This window comes from Streptomyces sp. NBC_01428 (assembly GCF_036231965.1).
In the GTDB taxonomy this organism is placed as follows: domain Bacteria; phylum Actinomycetota; class Actinomycetes; order Streptomycetales; family Streptomycetaceae; genus Streptomyces.
The window spans coordinates 3665130-3682828 of record NZ_CP109499.1 but is presented as its reverse complement, the minus strand read 5'-3'; the positions used below and the strand labels follow the sequence as shown (position 1 = coordinate 3682828).

Annotated in this window: 14 protein-coding genes; 7 read left to right on the top strand and 7 right to left on the bottom strand. The window is 71.6% G+C overall.

All coding sequences use genetic code 11. The features are described from left to right. Positions 1-130 precede the first annotated feature (130 nt). The 3 genes from ilvA to OG406_RS15810 all read left to right on the top strand — a co-directional run bounded on the left by ilvA (position 131) and on the right by OG406_RS15810 (position 3396). A complete protein-coding gene (gene ilvA / locus OG406_RS15820) occupies positions 131-1360 on the top strand; it encodes a threonine ammonia-lyase (protein ID WP_164372376.1) in 1230 nt (409 codons plus the stop codon). A gap of 177 nt (positions 1361-1537) precedes the next feature. Then, a complete protein-coding gene (locus tag OG406_RS15815; protein ID WP_164372377.1) occupies positions 1538-2542 on the top strand; it encodes an ATP-binding cassette domain-containing protein in 1005 nt (334 codons plus the stop codon). Next, entirely contained in the window at positions 2539-3396 is an 858-nt protein-coding gene (locus OG406_RS15810) for an ABC transporter permease (RefSeq protein WP_164372378.1), read from the top strand. The genes OG406_RS15815 and OG406_RS15810 overlap by 4 nt, the downstream gene beginning before the upstream one ends. A 133-nt stretch (positions 3397-3529) precedes the next feature. On the opposite strand, the gene greA is transcribed toward OG406_RS15810, so the two are convergent. Next, complete coding sequence (greA, locus tag OG406_RS15805; RefSeq protein ID WP_081219101.1) at positions 3530-4027, bottom strand: transcription elongation factor GreA; 498 nt, start codon at positions 4025-4027, stop codon at positions 3530-3532. Positions 4028-4239: 212 nt separating this feature from the next. Further along, positions 4240-4641: a DUF4307 domain-containing protein gene (locus OG406_RS15800; protein WP_329186289.1), complete on the bottom strand. Its 402-nt coding sequence runs from the start codon at positions 4639-4641 to the stop codon at positions 4240-4242. 150 nt (positions 4642-4791) lie between these two features. Here OG406_RS15800 and mca point away from each other — a divergent pair, with 150 nt between their 5' ends. Both mca and OG406_RS15790 read left to right on the top strand, forming a co-directional pair. Beyond that, positions 4792-5673 carry a mycothiol conjugate amidase Mca gene (gene mca, locus OG406_RS15795; RefSeq protein WP_164372380.1) on the top strand — a complete coding sequence of 294 codons (882 nt, stop codon included), beginning with the start codon at positions 4792-4794 and terminating at the stop codon, positions 5671-5673. Then, a complete protein-coding gene (locus tag OG406_RS15790; RefSeq protein ID WP_203660287.1) occupies positions 5666-5962 on the top strand; it encodes a hypothetical protein in 297 nt (98 codons plus the stop codon). Before mca ends, OG406_RS15790 begins: the two co-directional genes overlap by 8 nt. A 79-nt stretch (positions 5963-6041) precedes the next feature. Here the strand turns inward: OG406_RS15790 and OG406_RS15785 are convergent, their stop codons facing one another. Beyond that, entirely contained in the window at positions 6042-9245 is a 3204-nt protein-coding gene (locus tag OG406_RS15785) for a tetratricopeptide repeat protein (RefSeq protein WP_266616110.1), read from the bottom strand. A gap of 195 nt (positions 9246-9440) precedes the next feature. Here OG406_RS15785 and OG406_RS15780 point away from each other — a divergent pair, with 195 nt between their 5' ends. Next, on the top strand, positions 9441-11480 hold the full coding sequence (locus OG406_RS15780) for a thioredoxin domain-containing protein (RefSeq protein WP_329186285.1): 2040 nt from the start codon (positions 9441-9443) through the stop codon (positions 11478-11480). A gap of 117 nt (positions 11481-11597) precedes the next feature. Here OG406_RS15780 and OG406_RS15775 read toward each other — a convergent pair whose 3' ends face one another. From OG406_RS15775 to trhA, 4 genes are all read right to left on the bottom strand, one after another. Further along, a complete protein-coding gene (locus OG406_RS15775) occupies positions 11598-12323 on the bottom strand; it encodes a Mut7-C RNAse domain-containing protein (RefSeq protein WP_164372384.1) in 726 nt (241 codons plus the stop codon). A 4-nt stretch (positions 12324-12327) separates the two neighbouring features. Further along, complete coding sequence (locus tag OG406_RS15770) at positions 12328-12999, bottom strand: TetR/AcrR family transcriptional regulator (protein WP_385390945.1); 672 nt, start codon at positions 12997-12999, stop codon at positions 12328-12330. Then, positions 12996-14561 carry an MFS transporter gene (locus OG406_RS15765; RefSeq protein ID WP_329186284.1) on the bottom strand — a complete coding sequence of 522 codons (1566 nt, stop codon included), beginning with the start codon at positions 14559-14561 and terminating at the stop codon, positions 12996-12998. Before OG406_RS15765 ends, OG406_RS15770 begins: the two co-directional genes overlap by 4 nt. 183 nt (positions 14562-14744) lie before the next feature. Continuing rightward, on the bottom strand, positions 14745-15458 hold the full coding sequence (gene trhA / locus OG406_RS15760) for a PAQR family membrane homeostasis protein TrhA (protein WP_164372387.1): 714 nt from the start codon (positions 15456-15458) through the stop codon (positions 14745-14747). A 323-nt stretch (positions 15459-15781) separates the two neighbouring features. On the opposite strand from trhA, the gene OG406_RS15755 reads away from it, so the two are divergent. Continuing rightward, positions 15782-17599 (top strand): phosphoenolpyruvate carboxykinase (GTP), encoded by a 1818-nt coding sequence (locus OG406_RS15755; RefSeq protein WP_081219111.1) that lies wholly within the window; start codon positions 15782-15784, stop codon positions 17597-17599. Positions 17600-17699 lie beyond the last annotated feature (100 nt).

Genomic DNA, 17699 nt, shown 5'->3' with positions numbered 1-17699 from the left:
ATGCGTGGGGAGCTGGGTTGGGGGACAGGGTACGCGGCTGGGGCGCGGGCCGTACCGGGGCTGGGCAAACCCGGTCTCGGAGGGTGGTCACGACGGGAGTGCGCCCGCGTGAACTGCGAGACTTGGGGTCATGAGCTACGGCACGGCTGACTCCTTCCCCAGTGTGACTCTCGATGACGTGCGGGGCGCGCAGAAGATGCTCACCGGGGTGGCGCGGACGACCGCGATGGAGGGCAGCAGGTACCTGACGCGGCTGGTGGGGGCGCCGGTGCACCTCAAGTGCGAGAACCTCCAGCGGACGGGTTCCTTCAAGCTGCGGGGTGCCTACGTGCGCATCGCGGGCCTGCTCCCGGAGGAGCGCGCCGCGGGTGTCGTCGCGGCGAGTGCGGGAAACCACGCGCAGGGCGTCGCGCTCGCGTCCTCGTTGCTCGGGGTGCGGTCCACGGTCTTCATGCCGACCGGGGCCCCGCTGCCGAAGGTGGCGGCCACCCGGCACTACGGCGCGGAGGTGAGGCTGCACGGTCAGGTGGTCGACGAGACACTGGCCGCCGCGCAGGAGTACGCCGCCCGTACGGGGGCCGTGTTCATCCACCCCTTCGACCACCCCGACATCATCGCGGGGCAGGGCACGGTCGGCCTGGAGATCCTGGAGCAGTGTCCCGAGGTGCGCACGATCGTCGTGGGCATCGGCGGCGGCGGGCTCGCGGCGGGCGTGGCGGTCGCGGTGAAGGCGCTGCGCCCGGACGTACGGGTCATCGGGGTGCAGGCCGAGGGCGCGGCGGCGTATCCGCCCTCGCTGGCGGCCGGCCGGCCGGTGTCGATCGAGCGGCCGGCGACGATGGCCGACGGCATCAAGGTGGGGCGCCCCGGTGACGTGCCCTTCCGGCTCGTCGAGGACCTGGTCGACGAGGTCCGCACGGTCTCCGAGAACAACCTGTCCAGTGCGCTGCTGCTGTGTCTGGAGCGCGCCAAGCTGGTCGTCGAGCCGGCCGGCGCGAGCCCCGTCGCGGCCCTGCTGGCCGATCCGGAGGCCTTCGAGGGCCCGGTGGTGGCGCTGCTGTCGGGCGGGAACGTGGACCCGTTGCTGATGCAGCGGATCCTGCGGCACGGCATGGCGGCGGGCGGCCGCTACCTCGCCGTCACGCTGCGGCTGACCGACCGGCCCGGCGCTCTGGCCACGCTTCTCGGGGTGTTGTCAGTGGCGGATGCCAATGTTCTCGATGTGAGTCACGTACGGACCGATCCGCGGCTCGGACTCACGGAGGTGGAGGTCGAGCTCCAGCTGGAGACGAAGGGGCCCGAGCACTGCGCCGAGGTCAATCTGGCGCTGCGCGAGGCGGGCTACACGGTCATCGACTGACGTCGGAACCGCTGTCACCGTCCGGTCGCCCTCCGTGCCGAAACCCATTGAGAGACGCGATACATCGCGTTATGGTGTGTGTGGCGACTCGACTCGATGTCCGGGTGGGGTCGCGCCGGGAAAACTATGCTCATTGGGTAAAAATCCGAGAAATCCCCAAAGACGTGGAGAACTCTTATGCCAGGCGCCATCTATGCCGAAGGCCTGGTGAAGACCTTCGGTGACGTAAGGGCTCTGGACGGCGTCGACCTCGATGTCCCGGAAGGCACCGTCCTCGGCCTCCTCGGGCCGAACGGCGCGGGCAAGACGACCGCCGTCCGCTGTCTCACCACCCTGCTGCGCCCCGACAGCGGCAAGGCCGTGGTCGCGGGCATCGACGTGCTCAAGAACCCCGACGCGGTCCGCCGCAGCATCGGCCTCTCCGGACAGTTCGCCGCGGTCGACGAGTATCTGACCGGCCGGGAGAACCTCCAGATGGTCGGCCAGCTCTACCAGATGAGGGCGAAGGCCGCGAAGGTCAGGGCGACCGAGCTGCTGGACCAGTTCAACCTCACGGACGCGGCCGACCGCACCACGAAGACGTACTCGGGCGGTATGCGCCGCCGGCTCGACCTGGCGGCCGCCCTCGTGGTGTCGCCCCCGGTCATGTTCATGGACGAGCCGACCACCGGCCTCGACCCCCGCAACCGCCAGCAGCTGTGGGAGGTCATCAAGCAACTGGTCTCGGGGGGCACGACCCTGCTGCTGACCACGCAGTATCTGGAAGAGGCCGACCACCTGGCGCACGACATCTGCGTGGTCGACCACGGCCGCGTCATCGCCCGCGGCACCGCCGACGAGCTCAAGGCGCAGACCGGCGGCGAGCGCGTCGAGGTCGTGGTGCACGAGCGCGACCGCATCGCGACCGCCTCCGAGGTGCTCCGCGGCTTCGGCAAGGGCGAGACCACGGTCGAGCAGCACACCCGCAAGCTCACGGTGCCGGTCAGCGGCGGCGCCAAGCTCCTCGCGGAGGTCATCCGCGAACTGGACGCGCGCGGCATCGAGATCGACGACATCGGCCTGCGCCGCCCCACCCTCGACGACGTCTTCCTCTCCCTGACCGGCCACGCCGCCGAGCAGGAGTCCGCGGAGGGCACCCCGGAAGACGGCGCCGACCAGCGCAGCAAGGAGACCGCGAAATGACCGCCGCCACCGACACCGTGCAGGTCATGCCGCGCGGCAGCGCCATCGGCCAGTCCGTCAGGGACTCCCTGGTCATGGCCAGGCGCAACCTGATCAGGATGTCCCGGATCCCGGAGGTGGTGATCTTCGGGCTGATCCAGCCGATCATGTTCGTGGTGCTGTTCACCTACGTGTTCGGCGGCTCCATGAAGATCGGCGGCAGCACCAGCTCCTCCGCCTACACCAACTTCCTGATGGCCGGCATCTTCGCGCAGACCGTCACGTTCGCCACCGCGGGCGCCGGCGCGGGCATCGCCGACGACATGCACAAGGGGCTCGTCGACCGCTTCCGCTCGCTCCCCATGGCGCGCGGCGCGGTGCTGACCGGCCGCACCCTGGCCGACCTCGTGCAGACCGCGCTGACCCTGCTCGTCCTCGCGGGGGTCGCCCTGCTGGTCGGCTGGCGCGTCGGCTCGTACGGCAGCACGAACGCGTTCCGGGTCGCCGGCGCCTTCGGCCTGCTGCTCCTGCTGGGGTACGCGTTCACCTGGATCGGGGCGCTGATCGGCCTGTCGGTACGGACACCCGAGGCGGCCACCTCCGGCGGACTGATCTGGCTCTTCCCGGTCACCTTCATCTCGAACGCGTTCGTGGACACCAGCAACATGACCCCCTGGCTGCGGCACGTCGCGGACTGGAACCCGTTCAGCGCCACCGTGCAGGCCTGTCGCATCCTGTTCGCCAACCCCGGGCAGTCCACGTCGAACGCCTGGCCCATGCAGCACTCGGTGTGGGCCTCGGTCATCTACTCGGTCCTCATCGTGGTGATCTTCCGGACCCTCGCGGTCCGGAAGTACCGCTCGGCCACGGCGTGACCCGCGATCGGTGACCGCAGCCGTGACCGCGGTCGGTGACCGCACCCGGTGACCCGCCGGGTGAGCGGGCCCGGACATGGCGATGCCCCCGGCTTCCGGCCGGGGGCATCGCTGTGGTCGCTGGTCCTGGGGCTCAGCCCTGGTAGGGCACGGCCTTGAGGATCTTCACCTTGGCGAGCTTGCCGTTCGGCAGCTCGTACTGGGCGTCCTCGCCGACCGACTTGCCGGTCACGCCGGAGCCCAGCGGGGACTGCGGGGAGAAGGTCTCGATGTCGGAGCTCGCGTACTCGCGGGAGGCGAGCAGGAAGTCCAGGGTGTCGTCCTCGTCGCCGTCGAAAGCGATGGTGACGACCATGCCCGGTGCGACCGCGCCGTCCGCCGCGGGAGCCTCGCCGACCTTGGCGTTCTCCAGGAGCTGGGTCAGCTGGCGCACACGGAGCTCCTGCTTGCCCTGCTCCTCCTTGGCCGCGTGGTACCCGCCGTTCTCGCGCAGGTCCCCCTCCTCGCGCGCGGCCGCGATCTTGGCGGCGATCTCCGTGCGCGCAGGACCAGACAGGTGATCCAGCTCGGCCTTGAGCTGGTTGTACGCCTCCTGGGTCAGCCAGGTGACGTTCTCGCTGGTCTGGGTCACAGGTGCTCCTCGTAGGTACTGGGATACAAAGCATCGCCCTACCCAGAAGAATGTGCTTTCACGGGTGGGCGAAACCACGAGCCTAACAATTCAGTGGCTCGGAGGGGAGGACATAAGACGTCAGAATTACGTCGACGCAGGTCAGCGTCGGATACCGACAGTGATCACCGGGCCGCGTCCGGGTCGCCCCGCCGCGTGGCCGGGGAGCGCGCTCAGCCGCTGTGGCAGCCGAGGAGTTCCGCCGTGGTGCCCCGGCCGGTCGTGCGCAGCGTGACGACCTTGTCGATGCGGGACGCGTCCTGGTCGAAACGGAAGTCCGCGCGGCCCACCTCGACCCCGTCGGCGTCCTGCGACCGCACGGTGCAGTAGCCGCTCGAACCGGCGTCCTTGTGCACCTCCAGGTGCGCCTCGACCGCGGTGTCCGAGACGGCCTTGAAGGTGATCACCTGGGCGCTGATCCTGGTGCCGCCGATGTAGTCGTAGCCGAACCAGCCGATCAGGGCGATGAGCACGACACCGAGGACACCCCCGACGATCCTCAGCTTGCGGTCCGCCCGCTCGTCCGCGGAGCGGCCGTACCGGCCCTCGGGCAGCCGCGTGCTCGCCGTCGTCATGATCGTCCTCTCGGCCGGGCCCCGAACGGGGACCCCGGAATTATTCGCCCCCCGATTCCGTCACTATAGAAGCCGCCCATCGCGCTGATTCACGCCGGGCGCCGACAGCCGACCTACCCAGGCGACAGCCGACCGACCGAGGATTGAGTCTTGACTGACCAGCTGCGACTGATGGCCGTGCACGCCCACCCCGACGACGAGTCGAGCAAGGGCGCGGCCACCATGGCGAAGTACGTGTCCGAGGGGGTGGACGTGCTGGTCGTGACCTGCACGGGCGGGGAGCGCGGCTCCATCCTCAACCCCAAGCTGCAGGGCGACACGTACATCGAGGAGCACATCCACGAGGTGCGCAAGAAGGAGATGGACGAGGCCCGCGAGATCCTCGGCGTCAAGCAGTGGTGGCTCGGTTTCGTCGACTCGGGCCTGCCCGAGGGCGACCCGCTGCCCCCGCTCCCCGAGGGCTGCTTCGCCCTGGAGGACGTCGACAAGGCGGCCGGCGAGCTCGTCCGGCAGATCCGCTCGTTCCGCCCGCAGGTGATCACCACCTACGACGAGAACGGCGGCTACCCGCACCCCGACCACATCATGACCCACAAGATCACGATGGTGGCGTTCGAGGGCGCGGCGGACACCGGGAAGTACCCCGAGGCGGAGTTCGGCCCGGCCTTCCAGCCGCAGAAGCTCTACTACAACCAGGGCTTCAACCGCCCCCGCACCGAGGCGCTGCACCACGCGCTCCTCGACCGGGGCATGGAGTCGCCGTACGGGGACTGGCTGAAGCGCTGGAGCGAGTTCGAGCGCACCGAGCGCACGCTGACCACGCACGTTCCGTGCGCGGACTTCTTCGAGATCCGGGACAAGGCGCTCATCGCGCACGCCACCCAGATCGACCCCGACGGCGGCTGGTTCAAGGTCCCCATGGACCTCCAGCGGGAGGTCTGGCCGACCGAGGAGTACGAGCTCGCGAAGTCCCTCGTCGATACATCCCTCCCCGAGGACGACCTCTTTGCGGGCATCCGCGACAATGCCTGACATGAGCGCAAGCCTGGCACTGACGCACCTCGTCCCCCTCGCCAAGGAGGTCGACGAGAACAAGGTCACCCCCGGCGTCCTCGGCTTCATCGTCTTCGCGGTGATGGCCCTGGCCGTCTGGGGCCTGATGAAGTCCATGAACCGCCACATGGGCAAGGTCACCTTCCCCGAGGACGCCGACACCACGGCGGACTCCGGCACCGCCGACCGGACCGGCTCCGCCCCGGCGGCCACCGGCACCGGCACCGCGGGCCCCGGCTCCGGCGGAGCCGCACCCGCCAAGGGCTGACCACGGCTTCCCCGGGCCCCGCACAGCGGGGTCCGGGCGGCTCGCCCCGTACGAGCGGCTCGCCCGGCCCGGCGCGGCCTCAGTCCCGGGCCGCCCTCACCGCCACGCCCATCACGTCACGGGCGTGGCGGCCCGGCACCATGCCCAGACGCCACGCCTGCCAGCCGGCGTCCAGGTCGACGCCCCGCTCCAGCAGGAGCTGATAGGCCTCGATGCAGTCGTCGAGCTTGCCGTCCCGCGTCGCGTGGCCGGTCCGCGCCAGCTGCGCCAGCTCCTCCTGGGCCACCGCCGCCCCCACCTCGTAACCGCCGGGCGCCGCGTACGGCAGCAGGGTGCTGCGCAGGAAGCGCGCCCAGTCCTCGCCGCGGTGGTCGCCGTACGACGCGAACAGTCCTACGGCCTCGTCGCACAGCGCCATGGCCTGCTGGGCGCGGCCGTTGCCCGCGTCGACGACGGCGAGCTCCAGACACGTCCAGGCCTCGCCGTGCGCCACCCCGATGCGCTGGAAGTCCGCCCGGGCGTCCACCAGGAGCTGGCGGGCGAAGCCGGAGTTGCGCAGCGAACCCGTCTGCGCGGCCCGCTGGTCGCGGGTCACCCGGGCCGAATGGTGCCGGGCGCACGCCAGCCCGTACACGTCCCGCATCCGGGAGAACATCGTCCGTGAGCGCTCCAGCTCGCGCACCGCCTGGTCGAGATTGCCGGTCTCCTCCAGCGCCTGGCCCAGGTAGTACACCGTCCACGCCTCGCCGCGCGCGTCCTCGTTCTCCCGGTGACGCGACGCCGCCTGACGCAGCCCGTCGACCGCGGACGACGGATCGCCCTCCACCAGGCGGGCCCGCGCCAGCTGGGTCAGCGCCCAGGCCTCACCGCGGGCGTCGCGGGTACGGCCGTACAGATCGAGCGCCTCACGCAGCTCCCGGTCGGCGCGCGGCACGTCACCCATGCGCAGCCCGAGCTGCCCCAGCTGGAAGTGCGCCCACGCCTCGCCGTGCACCGAGCCGCTCGCGCGGTGCAGGACCAGCGCCTCGGTCAGCAGGTCCAGCGCCTGGGCGAGACGGGACCTGTCCCGCTCCACCGCCGCCAGCGCGTGCATCGTCCACGCCCGGTCCGCCGCCAGCTCCGGGGAGGCCTGCAGGTCCATGGCCTCCTGGAGCTTGGCCGCCGCCTCGGTCAGATTGCCCTGGTGGTGCAGCGTGATGCCCAGCGAGCACAGTGCCCGTGCCGCGCCCGCGTCGTGGTGCGCCTCGAAGTACAGGTCCACCACCGACGCCAGCGTGGTCCGCGCCTTGTCCAGCTCACCGAGCTGACGGGCCGCGATACCGGTGCGCCACTGCACCGAGCGGACCAGCAGCCCCTGGTCGACGGCCTGCGTCAGCTCGCTGATCTCGCCGAGGCGGTACAGGTCGCCCCGCAGCAGGCAGTAGTCGCACAGGGCGCCCAGCAGGTTCAGGACGGCGGACTGGTTCACCCCCTCCGCGTGCCGCAGGGCCGCCGTGATGAAGCTCGACTCGTCGTCCAGCCAGCGCAGCGCGGCGTCCAGCGAGGTGAAGCCGTGCGGCCCGAACTGGTCGGCGCGCGTCGACGTCTTGCCGTCGACCAGGCGGATCACCGAGTCGGCGAGCTCCGCGTAGTTCACGATCAGGCGTTCCTGCGCGGCCGTACGCTCCGTCGCCTCCTCCTCGTCGAGGAGCCGGGCGGCGGCGAAGGCCCGGACGAGGTCGTGCAGGCGGTAGCGGCTGCCGCGCACGTGGTCGATCAGGCCCGCCTGCGACAGCGCCGTCAGATGCCGGGTCGCCTCGGGTTCGTCGGTCGCGAGGAGCGAGGCCGCCGCCGCGGCGCCGAGGGAGGCCCGGCCGGCCAGCGCCAGCCGGCGCAGCAGCCGGCGGCCGAGGTCCGACTGGTCCGTGTACCGCAGCCACAGCACCCGCTCGACGGGTTCCACCGGGCCGTACGCCGCCAGGTCGGTCGCGAGCTGACGGGCGGTGCGCGGACCGAGCGACGAGCCCGCCACGCGCAGCGCCAGCGGCAGCCCGCCGCACAACTCCCGCACCTGGTCGGTCGATTCGGCGTCGTACGGGCCGGTGCGGTCCTGCGCCGACGCGGTGAGCAGTTCCTCCGCGCCCGCCGCGTCCAGGGACTCGACGGGCAGCTGGTGCACCCAGGCGGGGAGGTCGGCGGGCAGGTCGAGCGGCTTGCGCGCGGTGACCAGGACGAGGCTCTCCGAGCGTTCCGGTACGAGGGTGCGCACCTGCTCGGCGTCGCTCGCGTCGTCCAGCACGATCGTCACCGGCAGGCCCGTCAGATGCTGGTGGTACAGCTCGCCCAGCCGTCTGACCTGCTGGTCCTGCGAGGAACGCTCACGGAACAGGAGCTGTTCGCGGGGCGCGCCCAGCCGGTTCAACAGATGGAGCAGCGCGTCGCGGGTGGTGAGCGGCGGGTCGTCCGGGCTGTCGCCCCGCAGGTCCACCACGCACGCGCCGCGGAACTGGTCCTTGAGGGCGTGCGCCGCGCGGATCGCGAGCGTGCTGCGGCCGGAGCCCGGCGCGCCGTGCAGCACGACGACCGTGGGCTTCGTCTCCGTGCTCGCCCGGGCCGCCTGCACCCACTGCGCGACCCGGGACAGCTCGGCCCGGCGCCCGGCGAACGGGCCCTCCGACTCCGGCAGTTGGCCGAAGGACTGCTCCAGGACGCTGCGCCTGCGGGCTGCCGCGCTCTTGTCGGTGCGCCGCAGCTGGGGCGCACCCTTCTTCGCGCCGGTCGACGCGTTGAGCACCCGCTGCTGGTCGAGGAACGGCCGGATGCCCCGTACCTCCAGGGCGGTCAGCCACTGGAGCCGCAGTTGTTCGGGTCCGCCGGGCTGGCCCAGCGCCCCGGCGCGGCGGCTCGCGGCCGGCACGTGCGTGGCCGTCACCTTGAGGACGGTGGCCGCGGCGCCCGCCACCGCCACCGTCGCCCCGGTACCGACGGCGGTGCCCGCGCCGGTACCGAGCGCCAGGTCGGCGACGACCGCCGCTAACGCGCCAACAGCGGCCACCAGCAGTGGAGTTCCGGACCCCTCGCGCGCGTAGCGCTGCCCGAACGTCTGCTGTCCGGCCGCCGCCTCGTCCAGGGCCCGTGTGTACGTCGCGTACTCCTCCGCGGCCGTCTCCGCCATCGCGTCGAGCGCGGCCCGCGCCCGCGACAGCAGCACCCCGCCGTCGACACGCCCTCCCGACCGGCGCACCTCCTCCTCGACGGCCCTGGCCAACAGGCGCTCGGCCTCCGCCCGGTGGCTCTCCCGCATGTCACGTCCCCCTCCGGCAGCAACTCCTTGGCCTATGAGTGTCCTTCGGGAGCGACCTGAGCGCGAGAGGGCCGACGATCACCCTTCCGCCGCCGGCCGCGGGGCGGGCCGCGTTGGGCGGATCGGGTGGTGCGCCCGCGCCGGGCCCGCAGGCCGTCCCGCCCCGGGCGGGGAGCCGTCAGGCAGGATGGAAGCATGCCGAACCGACTGGCCCATGAGACGTCCCCCTACCTGCTCCAGCACGCCGACAACCCCGTCGACTGGTGGCCCTGGTCGGCCGAGGCCTTCGAGGAGGCACGCCGGACCGGCCGGCCCGTCCTGCTGAGCGTCGGGTACAGCAGTTGTCACTGGTGCCACGTCATGGCCCACGAGTCCTTCGAGGACGAGGCGACCGCCGCCTACCTGAACGAGCACTTCGTGAGCGTCAAGGTCGACCGGGAGGAGCGCCCCGACGTCGACGCCGTCTACATGGAGGCCGTGCAGGCGGCGACCGGGCAGGGCGGCTGGCCCATGACGGTCTTCCTCACCCCGGACGCCGAGCCGTTCTACTTCGGCACCTACTTCCCGCCCGAGCCCCGTCACGGCATGGCCTCCTTCCGGCAGGTCCTGGAGGGCGTGTCCGGAGCCTGGGCCGAGCGGCGCGACGAGGTCGCCGAGGTCGCCGGGAAGATCACCCGCGATCTCGCCGAGCGGGAGATGAACTTCGGGGACAGCAGTGTGCCCGGCGAGGAGGACCTGGCGGGCGCGCTGCTCGGCCTCACCAGGGAGTACGACGCCACCCACGGCGGCTTCGGCGGGGCGCCCAAGTTCCCGCCGTCCATGGTGATCGAGTTCCTGCTGCGCCACCACGCGCGGACCGGCTCCGAGGGCGCGCTCCAGATGGCCGTCGACACGGGCGAGCGGATGGCCCGCGGCGGCCTGTACGACCAGCTCGGCGGCGGTTTCGCCCGCTACTCCGTCGACCGCGACTGGGTGGTCCCGCACTTCGAGAAGATGCTCTACGACAACGCGCTGCTCTGCCGCGTCTACGCCCACCTCTGGCGGTCCACCGGGTCGGACCTCGCCCGGCGGGTCGCCCTGGAGACCGCCGACTTCCTGGTGCGTGAACTGCGCACCGGCGAGGGTGGGTTCGCCTCGGCGCTGGACGCCGACAGTGACGACGGCACGGGACGGCACGTCGAGGGCGCGTACTACGTGTGGACGCCCGCGGAGCTGCGCGAGGTCCTCGGGGACGCGGACGCCGAACTCGCCGCCCGGTACTTCGGAGTCACCGAGGAGGGCACCTTCGAGGAGGGCGCCTCTGTGCTCCAACTGCCCCAGCAGGAAGGGGTCGTCGACGCGGAGAAGGTGGCCTCGCTGCGGGAGCGGCTGCTCGCCGCGCGGGCGGAACGGCCCGCTCCCGGACGGGACGACAAGGTGGTCGCGGCGTGGAACGGCCTCGCGGTGGCCGCCCTCGCGGAGACCGGCGCCTACTTCGACCGCCCCGACCTGGTGGAGGCCGCGATCGGCGCCGCCGACCTCCTCGTCCGCCTGCACATGGACGATCATGCGCGGCTCGCCCGGACCAGCAAGGACGGCCGGGCCGGTTCGAACGCCGGGGTCCTGGAGGACTACGCGGACGTGGCCGAGGGCTTCCTCGCGCTGGCGTCCGTGACCGGGGAGGGCGTCTGGCTGGAGTTCGCCGGATTCCTGCTCGACCACGTCCTCGCGCAGTTCACGGACGCGGAGTCGGGCGCCCTCTACGACACGGCGGCGGACGCCGAGCAGCTGATCCGCCGTCCGCAGGATCCCACCGACAACGCGACGCCCTCCGGGTGGAGCGCGGCGGCCGGAGCTCTGCTCTCGTACGCCGCGCAGACCGGCGCCGAGCCCCATCGCGCCGCAGCCGAGCGGGCGTTGGGCGTGGTGAAGGCACTGGGGCCGCGGGCGCCCCGGTTCATCGGCTGGGGGCTCGCGGTCGCGGAGGCGCTGCTCGACGGGCCCCGGGAGGTCGCGGTCGTCGGCGCGTCCGGTGATCCCGCCGCGACGGCCCTGCGCCGTACGGCACTTCTGGGGACCGCGCCGGGTGCGGTGGTGGCGTTCGGGGTGCCGGAGAGCGACGAGCTGCCGCTGCTCGCCGGGCGGCCCCTGGTGGACGGCAGGCCGGCCGCGTACGTCTGCCGTCACTTCGTGTGCGACGCCCCGACCACCGACCCCGAGGAACTGCGCGCGACCCTGATCAGCCCGAACGCCTGACGGGACGCGGTTCGCACCCGGCCGGGCGTGTTCCGCCGAGGGGCCGGGGTGCGGGCTGCCGGTTCCCGGACTCCGGTTCCGGGCACGGTCTGCCGAGGGGAACCGGGGTACGCGGCGTCAGGTCCCGAACTCCGCGAGGGCGCGTTCCACGACGGTCTCCAGCCGGTCGTGGTGCGCGCCCTTCCAGTAGGCGCGCCCGCAGTCCCCGCACTGCGCGAACACGTCGTACGAGCGCTCGGTGCCGCCCTCCAGCCGGTCCGCGACCTGTTCCTTGGTCGCCTCGGCGAGGAGGCCGTTGCACGCGGTGCAGCGGGTCCACGGTTTCAGCTCGGGCGCGAACCGGCCCAGTACGTCGCGGAGCTGGTCGTCGGGCCGGGTGCTGTAGACGAAGCCGCCCGCCCACAGCTCACGGCGGTGCAGCAGTCCGCGGTCGCGGCTGAGCAGGACGCGTCGCTCGGCCGCGGACCGTGCGGCGAGGGCGGGGTCGCCGATGTCGGTGGACTCGTAGGCCGCGTCGACGCCGAGGAGCCGGAGCCGGCGGGCCAGGGTGCCGAGGTGGACGTCGAGAAGGAAGCGCAGCGGAGCCCCGGGGACGCGCTGTGGTCGCTCGACGGCGCGGACCCGTACCGACTCGCCGGCCGCCGGGATGTGCGAGAAGGGCACCTCCGTGCCGTCCACCACCAGGGCGCCGACCTCGGTGAGCGGGACGCCGAGCGACTCGACGACGTGGCCGAGGGTGGAGGAGCCGTCCGTGGCGGCGGGGGTGGCTCCCGCGCGGCGGGCGTGCGGGACGAACAGCCCCAGTTCGGGGGCGAATTCGATGTGGATCTCCGGTCCGTTCACGCGGTCAGGATGACATGCGGGGCGCTCCCGCGGCCTCCGGGTTACGCGGCGGCAGACCGTGCTCCAGGACGCTGACGGTCCGGTCGACGAGGTCGGCGAAGTCCTCGCGGTGGCCGGTCTCGGCCCAGTACAGGGAGGTCTCCATCAGCCCGCCGATCAGGGACATGGCGAAGACGCGGACCTCCAGGCTGTCCGGGTCCCGGCCGACGCGCTCCGCGATGGCCCGGCTGAGCAGCCTTCCGGTGACCGAGGCGCTCTCCATCATCCGGGACCGCACCGCGGGGACCTCGACCATCAGCCGGGTCCGCAGCCGGGAGACCTCGGGCTCCTCCGACCCGCCGAGGCCGATGGCCTTGTGGAGCACGTGGCGCAGGGAGTCGAACCAGGGTTCGTCGGCGGGGCGCTCCCGCAGTTCCTGTTCCAGCAGGGGGTCGTACTCGTCCGTGAGGACGATGTCCTCCTTGGTGGGGAAGTACCGGAACACGGTGGAGGGGGAGACCTCGGCCGCCTCCGCGATCTGCTCGACGGTCGTGGCGTCGTACCCCTGTGCCTCGATGAGCCGGTACGTCGCCTCGCGGATCGCGATGCGGGTCTTGATCTTCTTCCGTTCGCGGAGCCCCGGCTGGGGCTCCGCGGCGGGAGTGGAACTCTGTGCGGTGGCGGCCATGGTCCTCATTGTCCGGCATCGGCCGGAGCCGGGGCCATGGTGGTGTCCTCCTTCGGCGCGGGTACGGAAGGGCGGGCGCCGGGCAGCAGCGCGGCGGCCAGCAGGGCGGTGACCAGCGCGGCGACGCCGCTGACGAGCAGGACCAGGTCCATGCCGTGGATGTAGGCGGCGTCCGCGGAGGCGGCGAGGGCGTGGTCACCGAGCCGGGCGGCGACCACGTGTGCGCCGACCACGGAGTCGCCGGCGGTGTCCGCGGCCGCGCGGGGCAGGGCAGCGGTGTCGAGCCGGTCGGTGTACGCGCCGGCCAGCAGCGAGCCGAGCAGGGCGATGCCGATCGCCCCGCCGACCTGGCGCACGGTCATCAGCAGGCCGGAGCCGCTGCCGGCCCGGTCGCGGGGGAGGGCGCCGAGCGCGGCGGACATGGAGGGGACGACGGCGAAGCCGAAGCCGAGTCCGGCGACGGACAGCCACAGCGCGGTGAAGCCGTAGCCGTCGTCGACGGTCGTCCGGCTGCCGAGGAACGCGGCGAAGGCGAGGGTGACCAGACCGGCGCTGATCACCGCGCGGGCCCCGAACCGGGCGAGCAGCGGCTGGGCGGCCCGGGAGGCGATCAGCAGTCCGCCCATCATCGGCAGCATCCGGACGCCGGTCGCGAGCGCGTCGTGGCCGAGGACGGCCTGGAGGTACTGCGGCAGGACGAACATCAGGCCGGAGAGCACGAACATGACGAGGGTCGCGGCGAGCGTGTTGAGCAGGAAGCCGCGCTGCGCGAGCAGGGAGAGGTCCAGCATCGGGCGGACGGCGCGGCGCTCCCGGACGACGAGCAGCGCGATGAGGACGACGGAGCCGGCGAAGCAGGCGAGCACCAGCGGGTCGCCCCAGCCGCGTCCCGGGGCCTCGATGATGGCGTAGATCAGCACGCTGAGGCCGACCGCGGTGAGCGCGGTGGAGACGGTGTCCACCGTGGGCGAGGCGGGGTCGCGGGTCTCGGGGAGCAGGAGCACGCAGGCGGCGATGCCGATGGCCGCCATCGGCACGTTCACCAGGAAGACCGAGCCCCACCAGAAGTGGTTCAGCAGCCAGCCGCCGATGATCGGACCGAGCGGCAGGCCGAGCGCGGAGGCCGCGGAGACGGCTCCGACGGCCTTGGTGCGCTCGTCGGGTCCGAAGAGCGAGGGCAGTACGGCCAGGGCGAGCGGCATGACGAGCGCGCCGCCGACCCCCATCAGGGCGCGGGCCACGATCACCCAGGTCACGTCGGAGACGAGGGCGCCGGCCAGGGATCCGGCGAGGAAGACGCCGAGCCCGGTGATGAGCATCCGGCGGCGTCCGAAGCGGTCGCCGAGCAGGCCCGCGGGGAGCATGAGCGAGGCGAAGACGACGACGTACGCGTCGGCCGTCCACTGCTGCTGTCCGGTGGAGGCGCCCAGGTCACGGGCCATCGTCGGCAGTGCGACGTTCAGGATCGTCATGTCGAAGCCGAGCACGAGCATGCTCGCGACCAGGGCCCCGAGGGCCCACCAGCGGCGCGGGTCGCGCCGGACGGTGTCGTCGTGCGTGATAGTCACCATGAAATGAGAGTAGCTCTCAAAAGAATATGACTGTCAATCTATTCATGCTGTCATTTCATGCCGCCCGTCGGGGTTCGCCGTCCGTCCGGGCGGCTCCGGGAAACGCGCAGTGGCCGCGACTCGAGAGTCGCGGCCACTGCCGAAGAGGGGGGATCCCGGGGGCCGGTGGCGCCCGGGGAGGGGTCATCCGTGCTGGTAGGCCACCAGGGAGATGCCGACGTAGTGCACGACGAACGCCGCGAGGGTCAGTGAGTGGAAGACCTCGTGGAAGCCGAAGTAGCGCGGTGACGGGTTGGGGCGCTTGATGCCGTAGATGACCCCGCCCGCGCTGTAGAGCAGACCGCCGACGACGACCAGGACGAGGACGGCGATGCCGCCGGTGCGCATGAAGTCCGGGAGGAAGAAGACCGCCGCCCAGCCCATCGCGATGTAGCAGGGGGTGTAGAGCCAGCGCGGGGCGCCGACCCAGAAGACCCGGAAGGCGATGCCCGCCGCCGCGGCGGCCCAGATGCTCCACAGCAGCCACTTCCCCTTGGCGTCGGGGAGCAGCAGCATCGTGAGCGGGGTGTAGGTGCCGGCGATGATCAGGAAGATGTTCGCGTGGTCGAGTCTGCGCAGGACGCCGTCCATCCGCGGGCTCCAGTCGCCCCGGTGGTAGAGGGCGCTGACGCCGAACAGCAGGCAGGCCGTCAGGGCGAAGATCCCGCACGCGACACGGCCGCGAGGTGAGTCCGCCAGCGCGGTGAGGATCAGTCCGGAGACGAGGGCGGCCGGGAACATGCCGAGGTGCAGCCAGCCGCGGAGCTTGGGCTTGATCTCTTCCGACAGGGTGTGCGCGACGGACCCGTGGCCGGCGGCCGGCGAGTCCGTGGGCGCGTCGGGGACGGACGCAGTCATGGTCCGAATCGTACCTACGGAACCGTAAGTTACGCGTCAGTCCGACATAAGGAGCCGCCAATAGTGGCCATGCTCTCACGCGGCCGGCCGGGCGGCGCGGGGGTACTCGCGGTGAACCCGAGGCAAGCGGGGGGAAACCCTCCGGCGAGTGGCGATGCTCACTCCGCTCAGGTGTGAGGCCCTCTGGACATATGGGCGGTTCAGTCGGATGATCAAATGAGTGCGGTCGGCACCGGATGAGCGCCAGGGGGTCAACCACCGTGAAGCATCCGGGTCGCAGCCCCCACGGGGCACAACAACAAAACCCTCATTTAGGAGCAATCGTGGCGCGCGACATCGCGGCTCCCGTCCCGACCAACCACAAAGAACTGATCTCGTGGGTCAACGAGATCGCCGAACTGACCCAGCCGGACAACGTGGTCTGGTGCGACGGATCCGAGGCCGAGTACGAGCGACTGAGCGAGGAGCTCGTCCGCAAGGGCACCTTCAGGAAGCTCGACCCGATCAAGCGCCCCAACTCGTACTACGCGGCCTCCGACCCGACCGATGTCGCCCGGGTCGAGGACAGGACCTTCATCTGCTCCGAGAAGGAGCAGGACGCGGGCCCGACCAACCACTGGAAGGCTCCCGCAGAGATGCGCGAGATCTTCGCGGGAGAGAAGGGCGTCTTCCGCGGCTCCATGAAGGGCCGGACGATGTACGTCGTCCCGTTCTGCATGGGTCCCCTCGGTTCGGACCTGTCCGCGATCGGCGTCGAGATCACCGACTCCGCCTACGTCGCCGTCTCCATGCGCACCATGACCCGCATGGGGCAGCCCGTCCTCGACGAACTCGGTACCGACGGCTTCTTCGTGCGTGCTGTGCACACGCTCGGAGCGCCGCTCGCCGAGGGCGAGGCGGACGTGCCGTGGCCGTGCAACTCCACGAAGTACATCTCGCACTTCCCCGAGACCCGCGAGATCTGGTCGTACGGATCGGGCTACGGCGGCAACGCCCTGCTCGGCAAGAAGTGCTACGCCCTGCGCATCGCGTCCGTGATGGCACGCGACGAGGGCTGGCTCGCCGAGCACATGCTCATCCTCAAGCTGACGCCCCCGCACGGCGAGTCGAAGTACGTCGCCGCCGCCTTCCCGAGCGCCTGCGGCAAGACGAACCTCGCCATGCTGGAGCCCACCGTCTCCGGCTGGACCGTCGAGACCATCGGCGACGACATCGCCTGGATGCGCTTCGGCGAGGACGGCCGGCTGTACGCCATCAACCCCGAGGCCGGCTTCTTCGGCGTCGCGCCCGGCACCGGTGAGCACACCAACGCCAACGCGATGAAGACCCTGTGGGGCAACTCCGTCTTCACCAACGTGGCGCTCACCGACGACAACGACATCTGGTGGGAGGGCATGACGGAGGAGACTCCGGCCCACCTCACCGACTGGAAGGGCAACGACTGGACGCCCGAGTCCGGTTCGCCCGCCGCGCACCCCAACGCCCGCTTCACGGTGCCCGCCTCGCAGTGCCCGATCATCGCGCCGGAGTGGGAGGACCCGAAGGGCGTGCCGATCTCGGCGATCCTCTTCGGCGGCCGCCGTGCCACGGCCGTACCGCTGGTGACGGAGTCCTTCGACTGGAACCACGGCGTCTTCCTCGGCGCGAACGTGGCCTCCGAGAAGACGGCCGCCGCCGAGGGCAAGGTCGGCGAGCTGCGCCGCGACCCGTTCGCCATGCTCCCGTTCTGCGGCTACAACATGGGCGACTACATGGGCCACTGGGTCGACGTCGCCAAGGACAAGGACCAGGCGAAGCTCCCGAAGATCTACTACGTGAACTGGTTCCGCAAGAACGACGCGGGCAAGTTCGTGTGGCCCGGCTTCGGCGAGAACAGCCGTGTCCTGAAGTGGATCGTCGAGCGCCTCGAAGGCAAGGCCGAGGGCGTCGAGACCCCGATCGGCGTCCTGCCGACCCGGGAGTCCCTCGACACCGACGGACTCGGCCTTGCCGACGCCGACCTCGACTTCCTGCTCACGGTCGACAAGGAGGTCTGGCGCGAGGAGGCCGCACTGGTTCCCGAGCACCTCAACACCTTCGGCGAACACACTCCGACGGAGCTGTGGGACGAGTACCGCGCGCTGGTGCAGCGCCTGGGCTGACACCCCGCCGCTCCGCGGCCGGTCCCGTTGCCCTGACCTGCGACGTCGTCCGGACCGGCCGCGGTGACAGCACCCCGCCGGGGCCCCGCACACCTCTGTG